This is a genomic window from Cohnella lubricantis (assembly GCF_014212015.1).
Classification (GTDB): domain Bacteria; phylum Bacillota; class Bacilli; order Paenibacillales; family Paenibacillaceae; genus Cohnella; species Cohnella lubricantis.
Map to the genome: position 1 here is coordinate 36,119 of NZ_JACJVN010000060.1, position 16,939 is coordinate 53,057.

General features: G+C 57.0%; 12 protein-coding genes. 11 read left to right on the forward strand and 1 reads right to left on the reverse strand.

Annotated features, from left to right (window positions below; translation table 11 throughout):
* Window positions 1-60: 60 nt before the first annotated feature.
* From H4Q31_RS15960 to rfbD, 5 genes are read left to right on the forward strand one after another with little or no spacing between them, the layout of a single operon-like run.
* On the forward strand, window positions 61-693 hold the full coding sequence (locus H4Q31_RS15960; RefSeq protein WP_185180052.1) for a D-sedoheptulose-7-phosphate isomerase: 633 nt from the start codon (window positions 61-63) through the stop codon (window positions 691-693).
* A 31-nt stretch (window positions 694-724) separates the two neighbouring features.
* On the forward strand, window positions 725-1,468 hold the full coding sequence (locus H4Q31_RS15965; protein WP_185180053.1) for a sugar phosphate nucleotidyltransferase: 744 nt from the start codon (window positions 725-727) through the stop codon (window positions 1,466-1,468).
* 25 nt (window positions 1,469-1,493) lie between these two features.
* Window positions 1,494-2,051, forward strand: a complete 558-nt coding sequence (gene rfbC, locus H4Q31_RS15970; protein ID WP_185180054.1) for a dTDP-4-dehydrorhamnose 3,5-epimerase — start codon at window positions 1,494-1,496, stop codon at window positions 2,049-2,051.
* A 9-nt stretch (window positions 2,052-2,060) separates the two neighbouring features.
* Window positions 2,061-3,083 carry a dTDP-glucose 4,6-dehydratase gene (rfbB, locus tag H4Q31_RS15975; RefSeq protein WP_185180055.1) on the forward strand — a complete coding sequence of 341 codons (1,023 nt, stop codon included), beginning with the start codon at window positions 2,061-2,063 and terminating at the stop codon, window positions 3,081-3,083.
* Window positions 3,080-3,943: a dTDP-4-dehydrorhamnose reductase gene (gene rfbD, locus H4Q31_RS15980; RefSeq protein WP_185180056.1), complete on the forward strand. Its 864-nt coding sequence runs from the start codon at window positions 3,080-3,082 to the stop codon at window positions 3,941-3,943. Before rfbB ends, rfbD begins: the two co-directional genes overlap by 4 nt.
* Window positions 3,944-4,015: 72 nt before the next feature.
* Here the strand turns inward: rfbD and H4Q31_RS15985 are convergent, their stop codons facing one another.
* Window positions 4,016-5,071, reverse strand: coding sequence for a serine hydrolase domain-containing protein (locus H4Q31_RS15985; protein ID WP_185180057.1), 1,056 nt, complete (start codon window positions 5,069-5,071; stop codon window positions 4,016-4,018).
* Window positions 5,072-5,312: 241 nt separating this feature from the next.
* On the opposite strand from H4Q31_RS15985, the gene H4Q31_RS15990 reads away from it, so the two are divergent.
* The 6 genes from H4Q31_RS15990 (at window position 5,313) to H4Q31_RS16015 (ending at window position 16,006) form a co-directional block, all read left to right on the forward strand.
* Window positions 5,313-9,317 carry a SwmB domain-containing protein gene (locus H4Q31_RS15990; protein WP_185180058.1) on the forward strand — a complete coding sequence of 1,335 codons (4,005 nt, stop codon included), beginning with the start codon at window positions 5,313-5,315 and terminating at the stop codon, window positions 9,315-9,317.
* A gap of 148 nt (window positions 9,318-9,465) precedes the next feature.
* Entirely contained in the window at window positions 9,466-9,735 is a 270-nt protein-coding gene (locus H4Q31_RS15995) for an alpha/beta-type small acid-soluble spore protein (protein WP_185180059.1), read from the forward strand.
* A 131-nt stretch (window positions 9,736-9,866) separates the two neighbouring features.
* Complete coding sequence (gene metK / locus H4Q31_RS16000; RefSeq protein ID WP_185180060.1) at window positions 9,867-11,069, forward strand: methionine adenosyltransferase; 1,203 nt, start codon at window positions 9,867-9,869, stop codon at window positions 11,067-11,069.
* Window positions 11,070-11,322: 253 nt separating this feature from the next.
* Window positions 11,323-14,028, forward strand: a complete 2,706-nt coding sequence (locus H4Q31_RS16005) for a stalk domain-containing protein (RefSeq protein ID WP_245347260.1) — start codon at window positions 11,323-11,325, stop codon at window positions 14,026-14,028.
* Between the two features lie 87 nt (window positions 14,029-14,115).
* Window positions 14,116-15,315 carry a sensor histidine kinase gene (locus tag H4Q31_RS16010; protein WP_185180061.1) on the forward strand — a complete coding sequence of 400 codons (1,200 nt, stop codon included), beginning with the start codon at window positions 14,116-14,118 and terminating at the stop codon, window positions 15,313-15,315.
* Window positions 15,284-16,006, forward strand: a complete 723-nt coding sequence (locus tag H4Q31_RS16015) for a response regulator (protein ID WP_185180062.1) — start codon at window positions 15,284-15,286, stop codon at window positions 16,004-16,006. Before H4Q31_RS16010 ends, H4Q31_RS16015 begins: the two co-directional genes overlap by 32 nt.
* Window positions 16,007-16,939 lie beyond the last annotated feature (933 nt).

The window sequence follows — 16,939 nt, forward strand, 5'->3', positions numbered from 1 at the left end:
GCCTTTGAGATAGAATATTGTTGGAAGTTGTCTTCTCATTAACGACCCACGGAGGAAATGATGAATCCTACGCTTGATAAGCTGGTCAGCAAGTATCCGGAGTTAGAAGTGTGTCTTACGGATATACAATTTGCTTTCGAAAAGCTGCGGGACAGCTTTAACGGTGGTGGCAAGCTGTTGCTATGCGGCAACGGTGGATCAGCGGCCGATTGTGAGCACATAGTAGGCGAGCTTATGAAAGGATTCATGTCTCGCCGTGAACTTCCTGATAATGATTGTAATAAGCTCGAGGCTCTATTTCCTGGGGAAGGCCATTTGATTGCCGAACAATTGCAAGGCGCGCTTCCGGCGATTTCTCTTGTCGGGGCGACTTCGTTCTGGTCGGCATACGCTAACGATATGAATCCGGAGTTTATTTTCGCTCAGCAAGTCTATGGCTTGGGTAGGGGAAGCGATGTTCTTCTTGGGATATCTACATCTGGGAACGCTAAGAATGTGATTCGCGCGATTCAAGTAGCGAAGGCAAAGGGACTGGTTACCATCGGCCTTACAGGGAGGGGCGGTGGTAAGATGGCTTCTTTATGTGATGTTGTGATCCGAGTCCCTTCGGATAGCACTCCGGATATTCAAGAGAGACATTTGCCGATTTACCACGCGCTTTGCATTTTACTAGAAGAGGCTTTCTTTAGTTGATCTACGAGAGGGTCGTGAAGGAGTGGCTTAAATGAAAGGTATTATTTTAGCAGGAGGTACAGGCTCTCGCCTGTACCCCCTTACGAAGGTTACGAATAAACACTTGTTGCCTGTCGGCAAGTATCCGATGATCTTCCACGCGATTGCCAAGATGAAGGAATCCGATATCACGGACATTCTCATCGTAACGGGCAAAGAGCATATGGGAGACGTCGTGAACCTGCTTGGAAGCGGGCGCGAGATAGGAGTATCCTTCACCTATAAGGTTCAAGATGAAGCCGGCGGTATTGCTCAGGCTCTGGGTTTAGCGGAACAATTCGTAGGAGACGACTCCATGGTTGTCATCCTAGGTGATAATGTCTTCTCTGACAGCATCGCGCCTTATGTAGAGGGCTTCCGCAAGCAAGGCAGAGGCGCTAAGATTCTCATTCAAGAAGTGCACGATCCGAAGCGATATGGCGTGCCGGAATTGGCTGGAGATCGAATTATATCGATCGAGGAAAAACCGCAGGAGCCTAAGAGCAGCTATGCCGTAACCGGCATATATATGTTTGATGCGCGCGTATTCGATATTATTCGTACGCTCACGCCATCCGGGCGCGGAGAGCTGGAGATCACGGACGTTAACAACGCTTATATTGCAGCAGGCGAATTACGCTATGACATTCTTCAAGGCTGGTGGACCGACGCCGGTACACATGCTTCGCTTGCGAAAGCTAATGAGCTGGCGCAAGATCTTCTCTTCGGAGAAGAATTCGGCAAGCTGAAACTATAAGATTGGATAGCAAGGAGAGAACGAAGTGAAAGTGATCAACACCAGACTGGCGGGTGTGAAGCTAATTGAACCGGCTGTCTTCGGAGACAACCGGGGTTTCTTCATGGAATCCTACAACGCGCAAACATTCGCCTCCCACGGAATAACGTGCGAGTTCGTACAGGACAATCACTCCTTGTCTGCGGAAGCAGGCGTTCTTCGAGGGCTGCACTACCAATTAAATCCCAAGGCTCAGACGAAGCTCGTTCGGGTCATTGTCGGTGCAATATATGATGTTGTGGTCGACATTCGCAGCGGCTCGCCGACGTTCGGGCAGTGGGAAGGATTTATTCTCTCTTCGGAGAACAAACGCCAACTCCTCGTGCCGCGAGGCTTCGCTCACGGGTTCTGTACTTTAGTGCCGAATACGGAAGTCATGTACAAGGTGGATGAACTATATTCTCCCGAACATGACCGAGGAATCGCGTGGAACGACCCGGCGCTCGGTATCGATTGGCCGACGTCGAAGCCGATTCTCTCGGAGAAGGACGGACAACACCCGCTCTTGGCTGATGCGGACTACAATTTCTTTTTCGAAGGGTGAATATAGATCATGAGACTGCTCGTCACCGGCGGAGCCGGGTTTATCGGAAGCAACTTCGTCCATTATGTGCTGCGGGAGCACCCGGAAGATACAGTCGTTAACGTGGATTCCCTGACTTATGCGGGTAATCTGGAGAATCTGCGCTCGGTTGAAGGCAACCCCAATTATCACTTCGTGAAAGTAGACATCACGGATCGAGAGGGACTGCGCCCACTGTTCGAGCAAGGGATTGACGTCGTCGTCAACTTCGCAGCCGAGTCGCATGTGGATCGCAGCATTCTGGAGCCGGACGTGTTCGTGCGGACGAACATTCTTGGAACGCAGACGCTGCTCGATCTCGCGAAGGAATATGGCGTCAGCAAATACGTGCAAGTGTCGACCGACGAGGTCTATGGGACGCTCGGCGAGACCGGCTTGTTCTCGGAGACGACACCGCTTGCGCCGAACAGCCCATACTCGGCCAGCAAGGCAGGAGCTGATCTGCTCGTGCGCGCCTATCACGAGACCTTCGGTTTGCCGGTCAATATAACGCGCTGCTCCAATAACTACGGACCGTTCCAATTCCCTGAGAAGCTCATTCCACTGATGATCCAGAACGCGCTGGAAGACAAACCTCTGCCGGTATACGGCGACGGCCTGAATGTGCGGGATTGGCTGTATGTCGAAGATCACTGCAGCGCTATCGACTTGGTCATCCGCAAGGGAGTTAACGGCGAAGTATATAATGTCGGCGGCAACAACGAGCGGAACAACCTGCAGGTCGTGAAGACGATTCTGAAGGAATTGAACAAGCCAGAATCGCTGATCGCGTTCGTGACCGACCGCTTGGGCCATGATCGGCGATATGCGATTGATGCAACGAAGATCCGCCGGGAGCTTGGATGGCAGTCGAAGTACAATTACGAATCGGGTATTGTAGAGACGATTCGTTGGTACTTGAACAATCGAGAATGGATGGAGCGGGTTCGTTCCGGAAGTTACCAGCAGTATTACGAGAAGCAGTACGGGGATCGGCTGGGGTCTGACCAATGACCAGGCACGGGACAAAGCTTACGTTACTTGTGACGGGAGCGAACGGACAGCTTGGACAAGAGCTAATCCGCATGGGCGACGAGCGTATCCAGCTTATCGGCTATGGGAGAGACAAGCTGGATATAACGAGCTTGGATCAGTGCCGGGCTGCAATCGCGGAGACGAAGCCGGACGGAATCATCCATGCGGCGGCATACACCGCGGTGGACAAAGCCGAGTCGGAGCCGGATGAAGCCTATCGGGTGAACGCGGTCGGAACGCGCAATCTGGCGATCGCCGCTCAAGAGTCGGGAACGAAGCTTTGCTATGTCAGTACCGATTATGTTTTCGACGGGACGGGTTCTGCTCCATACAATGAGTATGACAACACCAACCCTCAGTCGGTCTATGGCAAGTCGAAGCGTGCCGGCGAAGTGCTGGTTCAGTCGCTCGCGGATCGGTACTTCATCGTGCGCACTTCTTGGGTGTACGGCAAGTACGGGAATAACTTCGTGAAGACGATGCTGAAGCTGGCGTCGGAGCGGGATCAGGTGACGGTCGTCGCGGATCAGATCGGTTCGCCAACCTATACTCGCGATCTGGCGAAGTTCCTGATCGAACTGATCCAGACAGAGCACTATGGCATCTACCATGCCTCGAACACGGGAAGCTGCTCTTGGTATGAATTCGCTCGTGCGATCTTCGAAGAGAGCGGCGTCGCGGTTCGGGTGGAGCCCTGCACGACGGAGCAGTTCCCGAGGCCGGCTCCTCGCCCAGCGAATTCGGTGATGGATCATGCGGCGATTCGCCAGAACGGGCTGCGAGATCTGCCGCCTTGGCGGGAGGCGCTGCAGGCGTTTCTTCAAGAGCTAAGAAAATAACAAAGAGATAGCCCGTGCTCCAGATGGAGGCGGGTTATCTCTTTGTTGCGAAGAAACGTTGGTGGTCGATTGTTATACGGCACAAGAGTGCCCTTGAATTAGCTCTAAATGCAACAACTCTTCCACTATGTTCCCCACGGCATCGTCCAACAAATTACGATCGGATATATTCGCCAAAGCAGCGATACTCAGATTATGATCGGAGGAGTGTCCGACAAAGCTCTTATATCCGGGCAGATAGCCAACCTGTTCGCGGAACACGACCCCATTTAAGTTCTTTGTTCCAAAGAAGAGTCGTGACAGTCTCTTAGTCTTGTCGTCGAATAGACTTCCCTCGAACAAGTTATGCATAAATACACAAAGATCAGAAGAATTGGAGACAATGGAACCAGACATTAATCCGCTCCCAGACAGTGATATGGGATACTTGCTTAGACTGACGATCTTCCCGTTGCCTTCAATACAATAGAAGTGGGAGTCATACCCGGCCGAGAGCCGGCGAGCGGGCATCGAATCATTTTCAAACGGACAATGAGTATGTGTTAAATGAAGAGGCTCTAGAATAAGCTCATTTAATAATTGGGAGAAAGGACATTTGCCAACAACTTCTGCAGCTTTACCCAGTAGAACATAGCCAGAATTGGAATAACTCCGTTCACTACCCGGTTCGAATAAAGGTGTACTTGTTCGGACGCTCTGAATGACTTCCTGCATTGTCCACTTCTTGCCCTGTATTAGGTCCGGAAATGCAAGATCCGTATCTAGTGGATCGAATAGGCCGCTGCTATGATGCAAAAGGTGCTTTATCAATACATCGTTGGCGAATGGGGGAAGATCAACATATGACCTTATTGAATCATCGAGGGTCATCTTGCCATCTTGTATAAGTTTGAGAATGACTCCTTTGACAAAAATTTTGCTCACGCTTCCTAGATAATAGAGAGAGTCCAAAGTTGCTCTACTTCTAAGCTTCCTTTTTGAAAGCCCTGTGATACAGTGGAAAAATTTATCTTTAATCTGAATAGATACCTGTAGGCTAGGGTAGTTCCTCTTCTTCCGTTCGTTCTCAACCTTGTTATACAGCTGGGTAGACACCTGTTTATCCCAATCTGTTTGCATCACTTTCATCCTAAACCCCATCACGTGAGATGACTCCCTTTATGCAATTAATAGCTACGCAATCCTTCAATAAGTAAGTTTATATATCATAAATGAATTTTAACTGAAAGATAGTGTCAGTGATATAGGGTATATAACCAGGAATAAATGGAAAAAGTCTAACGACACACTTTTCCCCGCAACCCTAAATTTCCCTCCCGTTCGAGCCGAAATATAAAGTACGACTATGCTCTTCGCGGGAGGTTATCCATTGCAATTGTCACGAATCCGTTCCATCGCCGTATTCGTCGCAGCCGCTCTGTTCGTCCAAATGATTGTTCCGTTGGGCGGCTGGGGCGATTCTTCTACAGCTTACGCGAGTGGCACCTATGGCCCGATCGTGAGGCAGCTCGTTCCGCCGTCCGGCGAACTGCTGGCTCCATCGAGTACCAATCTAACCCTCACCTTCGATGAGAACATCATTCGAGGTGCCGGCTATATTACAGTTCAGAGAGAGAATGCAGGCGCTTGGGCTACGGTAGGCGCTCCGATCGACGTGATGGACGTCAACCGCGTGCTGCTCGAGCAGCCGACGAGGATTGCGACGATCGCTTTGGATGCGCCGCTGACGGACGGGAATTACAACGTTATCGTCGACGCAGGTGCTTTCGCCAGCCAGAGCACAGGCCGCCCGTATGCGGGAACCTCAACGTGGCAGTTCACGGTTGCCCCGGACGCTGCGCTCGCTCCCGTCTACAATCCGACTCCTGGCTATGCCGAAGTAAGCGCCGATGCAGCCATCGCGCTAACGATAGACTATCAGAAGCCAATGAAGAAGGGCTCAGGCAACATCTATGTCAAGCGCCAATCGGACAATGCGACGGTGCAGACGATCGCGGTCACTTCGGGCTCGGTGTCGATTAGAGACAAGACGGTTACGATTCGGTTGGCCAAGCTCGACTCCGCGACAAACTATTACATTCTCATGGACATGGGGGCATTGCTTGACCTCGGCAACAATCCGTACGGTATCACGGACCCGACGGTGTGGCCGTTCAAGACGAAGGCCGCGATGGACCGCACGCCTCCGACGGTTGAATACTTCACGCCGACGAGCGGGGGCATCATGGGGGAATTGAACGGTTATCTAAAAATCAAATTTAGCGAGAAGATGTACGCCGGCAGCGGCAGTGTGACGATTAAGCAGGGCAACGCCGCGTTCTGCACGATCGCCGCGGAGTCGGGAGCGGTTGACGGCTACGATACGGACACGCTGACGATTAAGCCGTCGGTCGGACATTGCGCCGCCTTCGCGAATAATACGACGTACACGGTTGTCATCGATTCGCTTGCCTTCCATGACGCCGCAGGCAACAACTATGCCGGCAGCAGCAACTGGAGCATTCGTGTCATCCAGGACGTACAGCCGCCGGAGGTTGTCTCGCTGTCTCCGTCTGCTGGCGTGAAGAGCGTCGCGGTGGACGCCAACCTGTTCGCCATCAAATTCAACAAAGCGGTGACGATCGGGAACGCTAGCGGCGCATGGATTAAGCAGCTGTCTGCTCCGACAGCGCCGACGATCCCGCTGAGGCTCGCGGTGTCGCCTTCGGACTCCACGACCGTCAATCTGACGCCGGCTGACCCGGCGACGCGCTTCGCGGCCGGCGCGGGCTATGCGATCTATATCGACAGGAACGCGATTACGAGCTTGGGCGGCTACGGCTTCCCCGGCATTCTGAACGATTACTACTGGGGCTTCCAGACGATCGGTTCCGACACGACGAAGCCGCAGTTCAACTCGGCGACGATGGACGGGCTGTCGGTGCTGCTGAACTACAGCGAGGAGCTCGATGAGTCCTCGGTGCCGGATGCCGGGAACTTCTATGTCACCGTTGGCGACGTGCCTGTTCAGGCGCTGGCGGTTACGGTCTCCGGCAAGCAGGTGGCGGTTAAGCTGCAGAACAGCGTTCCGGTCGGGCAGAGGGTCACGATCGCGTATACGGCAGGCACTCATCCGATCCGCGACTTGTCGCTTAACGAGGCGGCGAACCTGAGCTCCAGAGACGTCGCCAACTCGGCGGCCGGCACGTTGCCTGCCCCGCTGGCCGGCACGATCAACGGCAGCGTCCTGACACTGCAATTCAACAAGGTGCTAGACAGCTTGGCTAGCAATGCGGCATCGCAATTTGCCGTTCAATACAACGGCTCTCCGGTCATCATCCGAACGCTGGCGTTGAATGGGTCTACGCTCACGTTCGTCCTCAATACGATGCCGACGACCGGACAGCCGGTGACGATCTCCTACCAGCCGGACGGCGCTCCGCTTCGCGATATTAGCGGCAATGCCGTGGCCGCCTTCACCAACTTCTCGGTGACGAACGGCATCGATCTGACGCCTCCCGCCTTGAACGGCGGATCTGTGTCGGGTTCGGTGGTCAGCCTCGTGTTCAATGAGGGGCTGGACAGCGGCTCGACGCCTGGCAGAACGAACTTCCTCGTGCGCGTGAACGGTACGGTCATCGCGGTCAATTCGGTCAGCATCGATGGCAACACCGTTAAGCTGACGATGCCGCAGGCGATCGGCTCGGGCTCGGTGCAAGTCTCCTACATGCCGGGAACGTCCGTGCTGAAGGACATGGCGGGTAACCCCGCAGCTGCCTTCAACAACTATCAGGTGTCGCAGGGAGAGGCTTCGGCGGTTATTTATTCAAGCGGAACGGTAGATGATTCGATCGTCACGCTGCTCTTCAGCGGCAGCTTGGATGGCACTTCCGAGCCAAGCGCGTCGCAATTCCGGGTAGCGGCAGGCGGCGTGACACTGACGGTTGGCGCGGTTGACGTATCGGGTCCAGCTGTTAAGCTCGCGCTCTTAACAGCTCCGCCGGCAGGCGAGACGGTGGCGGTCACGTACACCTCATCGGGCACGTCGCTGTTGGATTCCGCCGGCAAGGCCGTTGCTTCCTTCGGTCCGGTATCGATCGCGTCTTCCGCGAACGGCCTGCCTAACTACGTGAAGGCGAACGGCGAAGGCGGACTGCTGTTCGACATCGAGCATGCGACGGCAGCGACGGATACCTTAAGCTCCGGCACGGGAGCGAATCGATACACGCTCGACGGCGACTTGGTTGCAACGGCATTCTCCGTGCTTAAGACGAACAATGCCTTCACCCAGACGATGCTGAATGTTGTCGTGCCGGAGAGCGAACCGGGCGCGATGGTCGCCATTCCGATCAGGGGCATTCTCAATGCCAACACCCGCGCTCCAAGCGGTGTCATTCGGGTCGACTACGGCGTCTATCAGATGGAATATCCGCTGCTGGCGATCAACAGCAGCACCTTAAGCCAGATCTTAAGTACGGACCCTTCCGCTTATCTGCTTCTCCAGATCGAGAAGGCAAGCGATCCGAAGCTGAATTCGATGTTAAGCCTGCAGGGCGGCCGATTGCTTGCCCCTTCCGCTGACTTTACCGCGTTCACGGTAGCCAATGGCGTGAAGAAGGAAGTCGAAGCGTTCGATAACGAAGTGATCAGTTCGATTAAGGTTCCCGGCGGGGCTAACTTCGAGGATGCGCAGCTGTCGGTCGTGCGGTTCGACGACGAGATCAACGATCTTCTCTACACACCGACGACGCTGACGAGATCGGGCAATGCCGTTATCATGAGCTCCAGTCGCAAAGGCAACGGCTTATATGCCGCGGTCAGCAATTCAAGGGTATACAGCGACGTCAGCCAGATCGAGTGGGCGAAGGACAGCGTGAACACGCTGGCATCCAAGTTTATTATTGACCGGGCGAGCGGCAACTATTTCAAGCCGAATGCGAACATTACGCGCGGCGACTTCGCGAAGTACATCGTGCGGGCGCTCGGTCTAGAAGGCAGCCGAAGCTCGGCGGCGCGCTATAATGATGTGAATGCTTCCGGCTCGGACGCGGCATACATCGGCGCGGCCTCGGCGGCAGGAATCGTGCAGGGCGGCACCGACGGCCGATTCCGTCCGGAAGCCTCGATCACGCGCGAAGAGATGGCGCTGATGATGCAGCGGGCGATGACTTATGCAGGCAAGTCCGTCTCGTATGCGGGCAGCGAGCTGAACGCCTTCAAGGACAAGAACAGCGTCAGCTCTTATGCTAAGGAGGCCGTGCTGCAGAACATCGCGGCCGGCATTATGAATGGCATGTCGGCGACCGCGTTCCAGCCGCAGGACAACGCGACAAGAGCGCAAGCCATTGTCATGCTGGATCGAATGCTAAATTATATCGGATATATTCAGAGTTAATCGAATGAAGCCCAGAAGCCGCATGCGCAGGTTGCGTATGCGGCTATTTGAGCCGTTATTTTCCCGCCAAGCCATTATGTTAGATGCTTCCGATTGGGCGGTTCCGAGCACAATAAGACCGTCATAATTCAAAGGAGGTGCCAGCCAGATGGCAAGCAGAAGCAGAAACCGCAAGCTCGTTCCGGAATGTGCGCAGGCGCTCAACCAGATGAAGTATGAGATCGCGTCGGAGCTCGGCGTTCCGTTCGGATCGCCAGGCGCAGGCTCGATGGATGCCGAATTCGCGGGCGAGCTGGGGAGTATTCCAGCCGGCGGCGGGGAACAATATTTGGGCAACATCACGGCGCGAGAAGCGGGAGCGGTAGGCGGCGGAATTACCAAACGGCTCGTTCAGCAAGCCCAGCAGACGCTGCTGTAACTCCCCAACTGGATAGGCGAAGGTTCCATTGACACCCCTCGACATTTCGGGTATTATTATCATCTGAAGGTCTGTCTACAACCTTTTCCTACCGGAAAAGGTTCATTTTTTGTGTGGGGAGGTTGGGGGAGTTGTCGATTCAAGGAAGACATCTCTTTACATCCGAATCGGTCACGGAAGGCCATCCGGATAAAATTTGCGATCAGATATCTGACGCGGTGCTTGACGCGTTCCTTCAAGTAGATCCTTATGCCCGCGTTGCGTGCGAGGTCTCGGTAGCAACCGGTCTTGTTCTGGTTATCGGAGAGATCAGCACCAAGGCGGATTATGTAGATATCCCGGCATTGGTGCGCAGCACCATTCGCGAGATCGGTTATACCCGCGCCAAGTACGGCTTCGACGCCAGCACGTGCGCGGTCCTGACTTCGCTGAATGAGCAGTCCGCGGACATCGCCCAAGGCGTTAACGCCGCTCTGGAGAGCCGCGACGGCAAGGACGTTCTCCAAGAGAACGCCGACATCGGCGCAGGCGACCAAGGCCTCATGTTCGGCTTCGCGACGAACGAGACGCCGGAGCTGATGCCGCTGCCGATCGCCCTGGCGCATCGACTGTCCCGCCGCCTGTCGGAAGTGCGCAAGAACGGCACACTCGACTATCTGCGCCCGGACGGCAAGACGCAGGTCACGATCGAATACGTCGATGGCAAGCCGACGCGTGTCGACACGATTGTCGTATCGACGCAGCACTCGGAAGAGATCTCGCTGGAGCAGATTCAAGAAGACATTCGCAATCATGTCATCAAGCCTGTCGTACCGTCTGAGTGGATTGACGCTGAGACGAAGTTCTTCATCAACCCGACCGGCCGCTTCGTCATCGGCGGACCGCAGGGCGACGCCGGCCTGACCGGCCGCAAGATCATCGTCGACACCTATGGCGGCTATGCCCGTCACGGAGGCGGCGCCTTCTCCGGCAAGGACCCGACGAAGGTTGACCGTTCCGCTGCTTACGCCGCCCGTTATGTCGCGAAGAACATCGTCGCTGCCGGCCTCGCCGACAAGTGCGAGATCCAGTTGGCGTATGCGATCGGCGTAGCGAATCCGGTATCCATCAACGTGGATACGTACGGCACGGGCAAGGTTAGCGAAGAGAAGCTCGTTGAGCTCGTGCGGGACAACTTCGATCTTCGCCCGGCCGGCATCATCAAGATGCTGGACCTGCGCCGCCCGATCTACAAGCAGACCGCCGCATACGGCCACTTCGGCCGTACGGACCTCGACCTGCCGTGGGAACGCGTGGACAAGGTCGACGTGCTGAAGCAAGGCGCAATGGCTTAACGCTTACTCACCCTCAATAGAAGCGCACGCACAGAGCCCGCAAGGCTGTTCCTGGTTCGTCCAGGGGACAGTCCTGCGGGCTCTTTTCCCCGCGCCTCCGAATCTCATATCTTCCCATAATGAAAAATTTCATAGAATCAGCGCCCCGATGTAACTTTTCGGGCGTTTTTGAGTCTTAATTAATAGGAACATCTGGGAGAGTGCTCCCAAGGTCTCATAGTTTTGCATACTAACTATTCATGGGAGAGCTTAAATGACTCGTTTGCCATTTCATACCGTTAATCGTATCTGTCGCAAGTGCATCGTGCCGGTCGTCGCCGGAACGCTGGTCTTCGGGGCTGTCGCCGGGATTCCCGTGCCATTCGTCGGACAAGCTTCGATAGCCGAAGCCGCTACGGCCGCTACCTATAAGCTCGTGCAGCAGGGAGAGTCGATGGTCACCTCTGGCGCGAAGCAACTAGACTATCAGTGGGTGTCCTCGAATCCGGCCGAAGCGGCTCAGCTCGTCCATGTCCTGCAGATTGATCTATCGAATCCGTACGTTCAATTGAACACAATGGTAGGCAAGAATGATAGTGTCACCACGCACCAATCGGTCGGCGGCATGGTGAAGGAGACGGGCGCCGTCGCCGGCATCAACGCCGACGTGTACAACACGTCTCCGACTAGCGAAGGCGCGGCCTTCGGCGCCGTCATCAAATCCGGCGAGCTGCTGGCCAGCACCTCGCAGCTGCAAGGGATGTACGCGTTCGCCGTCACGAAGGACCGCCAGCCGATGATCGACCTGTTCAACTTCACGGGCAGCGTCACGGCCGCCGACGGCGCGACGTTCGCGCTGACCGGCATCAACAAGGGCGCGTACATGACGGAGCCGGACAACGGCTACAGCCACTACGGCAAGCTCTACATTTACACGGACAACTGGACCGCTTCGCAGCGGCCGATGGCCAGCAGCACGACGCCGACGGAAGCGCTCGTCGTGGACGGCGTCGTGACGGAGATCGCGGCGGGCAAGCAGATCGCGACCCCGATCCCGGCGAACGGCTATATTCTGCGCGGGCACAAGGAAGCGGCCGACTTCATCACGGGCCATCTGAAGGTCGGCGACAAGGTGAGCTCGCTCTACAGCCTCGTCTCCCAGAAGACCGGCCAATCGTATGACCCGTCCTCGTTCCAGATGCTGGTCGGCGGCCACACGATTCTGGTGAACAACGGCGCGGCGGCTTCCTTCTCGCGCGACATCAGCGGCGTGAGCGGTTCGGCCGACCGGGCGCGGACCGCCGTCGGCTATTCGAAGGACGGCAAGACCGTCTATCTGATCACGGTGGAGGAGAACGGCGGGCTGAAGGGCGTTACGCTGAAGGAGCTTCAGCAGATCATGCTGCAGCTCGGCGTGTACAAAGGCGTCGATCTGGACGGCGGCGGCTCGACGACGATGATGACGCGCCCGCTAGGGGAGTTCGCGCCGGTGCTGGCGCATCCGACGTACTTCGGAACGCAGCAGCGCCTCGTCTCCAACGGCATCGGGGTCTACACGACCGCGCCGCAAGGCACGATCAAGGGCATCGCGGCCAGCGGCCCGAGCACGCTGTTCATCGGACAGCAGGCGTCTTACTCGCTCAAGGCGTACGACACCTATTACAACCCGATCGACCCGTCCGGCCTGACGCCGCAATGGAGCGCCAGCACGACGGAGATCGGCTCTTTCCAGAACGGCGTCTTCACGGCCGCGAAGCCGGGAACGGCGAAGCTGACCGTCAAGTCGGGCGGCGCCAGCGCTTCGGTCGACATTGAGGTCGTCGGCGGCGATCAACTGGAGCAGCTGAGCATCGCGCCGAGCACGACGGTCCTGACGCCGGGCTCTACCATCCCGGTGCCGGTGACGGCGCGGCTGATGGACGGACGGGAGCTGGCCGTCCCGGCCTCCTCCGTCAAGTGGGAGTTCAAAGGCTTCAAGGCGAGCGTGAACGACGGCAAGATGACGATTCAGAGCGTGGATTCAGGCACCAAGATCGGCTACGCGATCGCCCGCTACGACGGCTTCTCGACGATGGCGGTGTTCGCGCCGGGCACCGAGAAGACGCTCGAGAACTTCGAGAACGTCGGCTACGGCATTACCTTCTCGGGCTTGCCGGCCGATTCCACGAAGGGCGGCGTATCGCTCGTCACCGGGCTGTCGGGCCAGGAGAGCACGAAGGCGCTCAACCTCACGTACGACTTCACGACCGGAGGCACGGTCGACCGCTTCGCTTACGCCGTGCTCAATGGCGGCAAGGGCATCGCGGTCGACGGCGGACCGAGCGCGCTGACGCTCGACGTATTGGGCGACAACAGCTTCAACTGGCTGCGGGCGGAATTCCTCGATGCGAAGGGGAACAAGGTCTACGCGGATATTGCCAAGCAGATCGACTGGACCGGGTGGAGAACGATTCGCGTCGATCTGTCCGACAGCGGTCTGACCTTTCCGGCGAAGCTGACGAAGCTGTACGTCGTCAATCTCGCCAAGGATCAGGACGAACGCTCGCTGCAAGGCGAAGTCGCGTTCGACAATCTGGCGCTGCAGATTCCGCCGAACACGGCGGCCGAGAACGAGACGAGCCTGCTTCTGAAGATCGGCAGCAAGGAAGCGACGGTCGGCGGCCAGGCCGTGCAGCTCGATACCGCGCCGTTCGTGCTGAACGGCACGACCTACTTGCCGCTGCGCTTCATCTCCGACGCGCTGGGCGGCGAGATCGGCTGGGATCAGACGGAGAAGAAGGTCAGCATGATCCGGGGCGACAAGATGGTCGAGCTGTGGATGGGCCGCTCCGATATGATCGCCACCGGCGTCCGCGTGCCGACGCCTGCGGCTCCGATCATCCAGAACGGACGGACGCTCGCGCCGCTGCGCGTCGTCTCCGAACAGCTGGGTCTTAAAGTGGCCTACGACGGCAAGAACAAAACGATTACAATCTCTTAACAATGGGCCTGAAGCCTCTCTATCAGATTCATAGGACCCAGAAATTATGATATGATGAATTCGGGTTAGAGAAGGAGAGTCGCGGGCGTGGAATATCGGATAGCGGAGATTGATCAGGTCATCCAGAATGCCGTTCAAGTGATGGAAGACAGCAAGATGCAGATATTTGAGATTGGCGAAGCGGCGAGGCGCGAGCTGCAGACGCTGACCCAAGAGTTGGACCGCGTGCTGCAGGAGACGAGCGAGACGATCGATCAGGTCGATCGTCTCGAACGGGAATACCGGCTGGCGCGGCATCGGCTCACGGAGGTCAGCCGCGACTTCGTCCGTTTCACCGAGAAGGACATCAAGGCTGCCTATGAGAAGGCGACCGCTCTGCAGCTGGATCTGATGGTCTATCGGGAGAAGGAGAGTTATCTGAGGACTCGCCGCAACGAGCTTCAAGCCCGCACCAAGAACGTGGAGCTGTCGATCGAGCGGGCGGAGACGATCGGCTCGCAGATGAACGTGGTGCTGAGCTACCTGTCGGGCGATCTCACGCAGGTCACCCGCATTCTCGAGTCGACACAGAACCGCCAGCTGATCGGGCTCAAGATTATTCTGGCCCAAGAGGAAGAGCGCAAGCGAATCGCCCGGGAGATTCACGACGGCCCGGCGCAGTCGCTCGCTAACCTGGTGCTGCGAACGGAGATTGCCGAGCGCATGCTGGGCACGCAGGAATTGGAGGTCATACGAAGCGAACTAATAGACTTGAAGACGCAGATTCGCCTCGATCTCAGCGAGATCCGCAAAATTATTTTTAACCTCCGGCCTATGGCCTTAGACGATCTCGGACTCGTGCCGACGCTGCGCAAATTCGTGCAGGACTTCGAGGAACGCACGAAGATCCGGGCGACGTTCGAAGCCGCCGGCAAGGAGAGGCGGATGACTTCCGCGCTGGAAGCCGCGATGTTCAGGCTCGTGCAGGAAGCGTTCAACAACGTACAGAAGCATGCCGAAGCGACGTTCGTCTCGCTGGACATTCAGTTCCAGGAGGAGCGCATCGACCTCGTCATCCGGGACAACGGAGTCGGCTTCGAAGTCGGGTCCGTCGAATCCAAGGCGAAGAGCTTCTCCAAATTCGGGCTGATCGGCATGATGGAGCGGGTGGACTTGCTGCAAGGGAAGATCGAGATCGAATCGGGCGCCGGGCTTGGGACGGCCATTGCCATACAAGTTCCGATTAACGCAAAGCTGCGAAAGGAGTTGGGGGATTATGGAGAACACGACGGCGAATCGCAAGATTAAGGTATTGCTGGCTGACGATCATCAGCTGTTCCGCGAAGGGTTGAAGCGAATCTTAAACATGGAATCCGACTTGGAGGTCATCGGGGAGTGCGGAGACGGCATTCAGGTGCTGGAATTCTGCAACCGGATCAAGCCGGACGTCGTGCTGCTGGACATCAACATGCCGACGGAGAACGGCGTTATCGCCACGGAGCGGCTTCGCGATATTTTCCCGGATATTAAGGTGCTGATTCTCTCGATCCACGATGACGAGAGCTACGTCTTCGAGACGCTTCGCAAGGGCGCTTCGGGTTATCTGCTCAAGGACATGGAGGCCGAGTCGCTCATCAACGCGATCCGCACGGTGGCGATGGGACACGCTTACATCCATCCGAAGGTGACGGGCAAGCTGATCAACCAGCTCCGCCGCATGACGTATCTCGACGAGATCGGAGCCGCATCCGGCGCCGCAGCCAGCCGCGAGACGATCACCAAGTTCGTGCCAAGCGGCAACAACCCTCTCACGCGCCGCGAGGCGGAAGTGCTGCGGCTGATGGCCGAGGGCAAGAGCAACAAGACGATCGGCGAGCACCTGTTCATCAGCGAGAAGACAGTCAAGAATCACGTCAGCAGCATTCTGCAGAAGATGGAAGTCGACGACCGCACGCAGGCGGTTATTCATTCGATCAAGTTCGGCTGGGTTACGCTGTAGCAGCGGGAGTGTACATAGGGAAGCAAGGATAGTTAGTTGGAGATAGCGGTGAACCGCGGCTGTTGGGCGACGGTAGCGATGGAAGTGAGCCGAAGCGGTGAGCGGCGGCGCTGAGTTGCGGCGTTGAGCGACGGCAGTGAGTGAAGGTAATCCATAGGGAAGCTAATCGCGCGTCGTCCGGTCCTTCGGGATCGGGCGGCGCGTTTGTTGTTGCGACGGGTCGAAAAGGATACGTGCCGCCGGGCCGGCGTATAACCCCGTTGCGGATTCAATTTCCTATCGCTTCCTCCGCACTTCACCTAGCCCTTGCAGAACGATGCCCCGCATGCCGCCGCCTCCCCCCGACACACTTTTAGATTCCGTAAGCGGTCCGTGCCCGGTTACAGAGGGCGAAGCAGGGCGGAAGGAACGTGTAAGCGGTCCGTGCCCGGTTACAGAGGGTGAAGCGGGGCAGGTGGAACGTGTAAGCGGTCCAAGCCCGGTTACAGAGGGCGAAGCAGGGCGGGTGGAACGTGTAAGCGGTCCGTGCCCGGTTACAGAGGGCGAAGCGGGGCTGAAGGAACGTGTAAGCGGTCCAAGCCCGGTTACAGAGGGCGAAGCGGGGTGAGAGGAACGTGTAAGCGGGCCGTGCCCGGTTACAGAGGGCGAAGCAGGGCGGAAGGAACGTGTAAGCGGTCCAAGCCCGGTTACAGAGGGCGAAGCAGGGCGGAAGGAACGTGTAAGCGGTCCAAGCCCGGTTACAGAGGGCGAAGCGGGGCGTGAGGAACGTGTAAGCGGTCCAAGCCCGGTTACAGAGGGCGAAGCGGGGCAGGTGGCACGTGTAAGCGGGCCGTGCCCGGTTACAGAGGGCGAAGCGGGGTGAGAGGAACGTGTAAGCGGGCCGTGCCCGGTTACAGAGGGCGAAGCAGGGCAGGTGGAACGTGTAAGCGGTCC

What these genes read in the sequence shown, in the direction of transcription:
- rfbD (WP_185180056.1), top strand. Translation starts at nt 3,080, where the DNA reads ATGACCAGGCACGGGACAAAGCTTACGTTACTTGTGACGGGAGCGAAC.
- H4Q31_RS16015 (WP_185180062.1), top strand. Translation starts at nt 15,284, where the DNA reads ATGGAGAACACGACGGCGAATCGCAAGATTAAGGTATTGCTGGCTGAC.
- H4Q31_RS15965 (WP_185180053.1), top strand. Translation starts at nt 725, where the DNA reads ATGAAAGGTATTATTTTAGCAGGAGGTACAGGCTCTCGCCTGTACCCC.
- H4Q31_RS15985 (WP_185180057.1), bottom strand. Translation starts at nt 5,071, where the DNA reads ATGAAAGTGATGCAAACAGATTGGGATAAACAGGTGTCTACCCAGCTG.
- H4Q31_RS16005 (WP_245347260.1), top strand. Translation starts at nt 11,323, where the DNA reads ATGACTCGTTTGCCATTTCATACCGTTAATCGTATCTGTCGCAAGTGC.
- H4Q31_RS15995 (WP_185180059.1), top strand. Translation starts at nt 9,466, where the DNA reads ATGGCAAGCAGAAGCAGAAACCGCAAGCTCGTTCCGGAATGTGCGCAG.
- rfbB (WP_185180055.1), top strand. Translation starts at nt 2,061, where the DNA reads ATGAGACTGCTCGTCACCGGCGGAGCCGGGTTTATCGGAAGCAACTTC.
- H4Q31_RS15960 (WP_185180052.1), top strand. Translation starts at nt 61, where the DNA reads ATGAATCCTACGCTTGATAAGCTGGTCAGCAAGTATCCGGAGTTAGAA.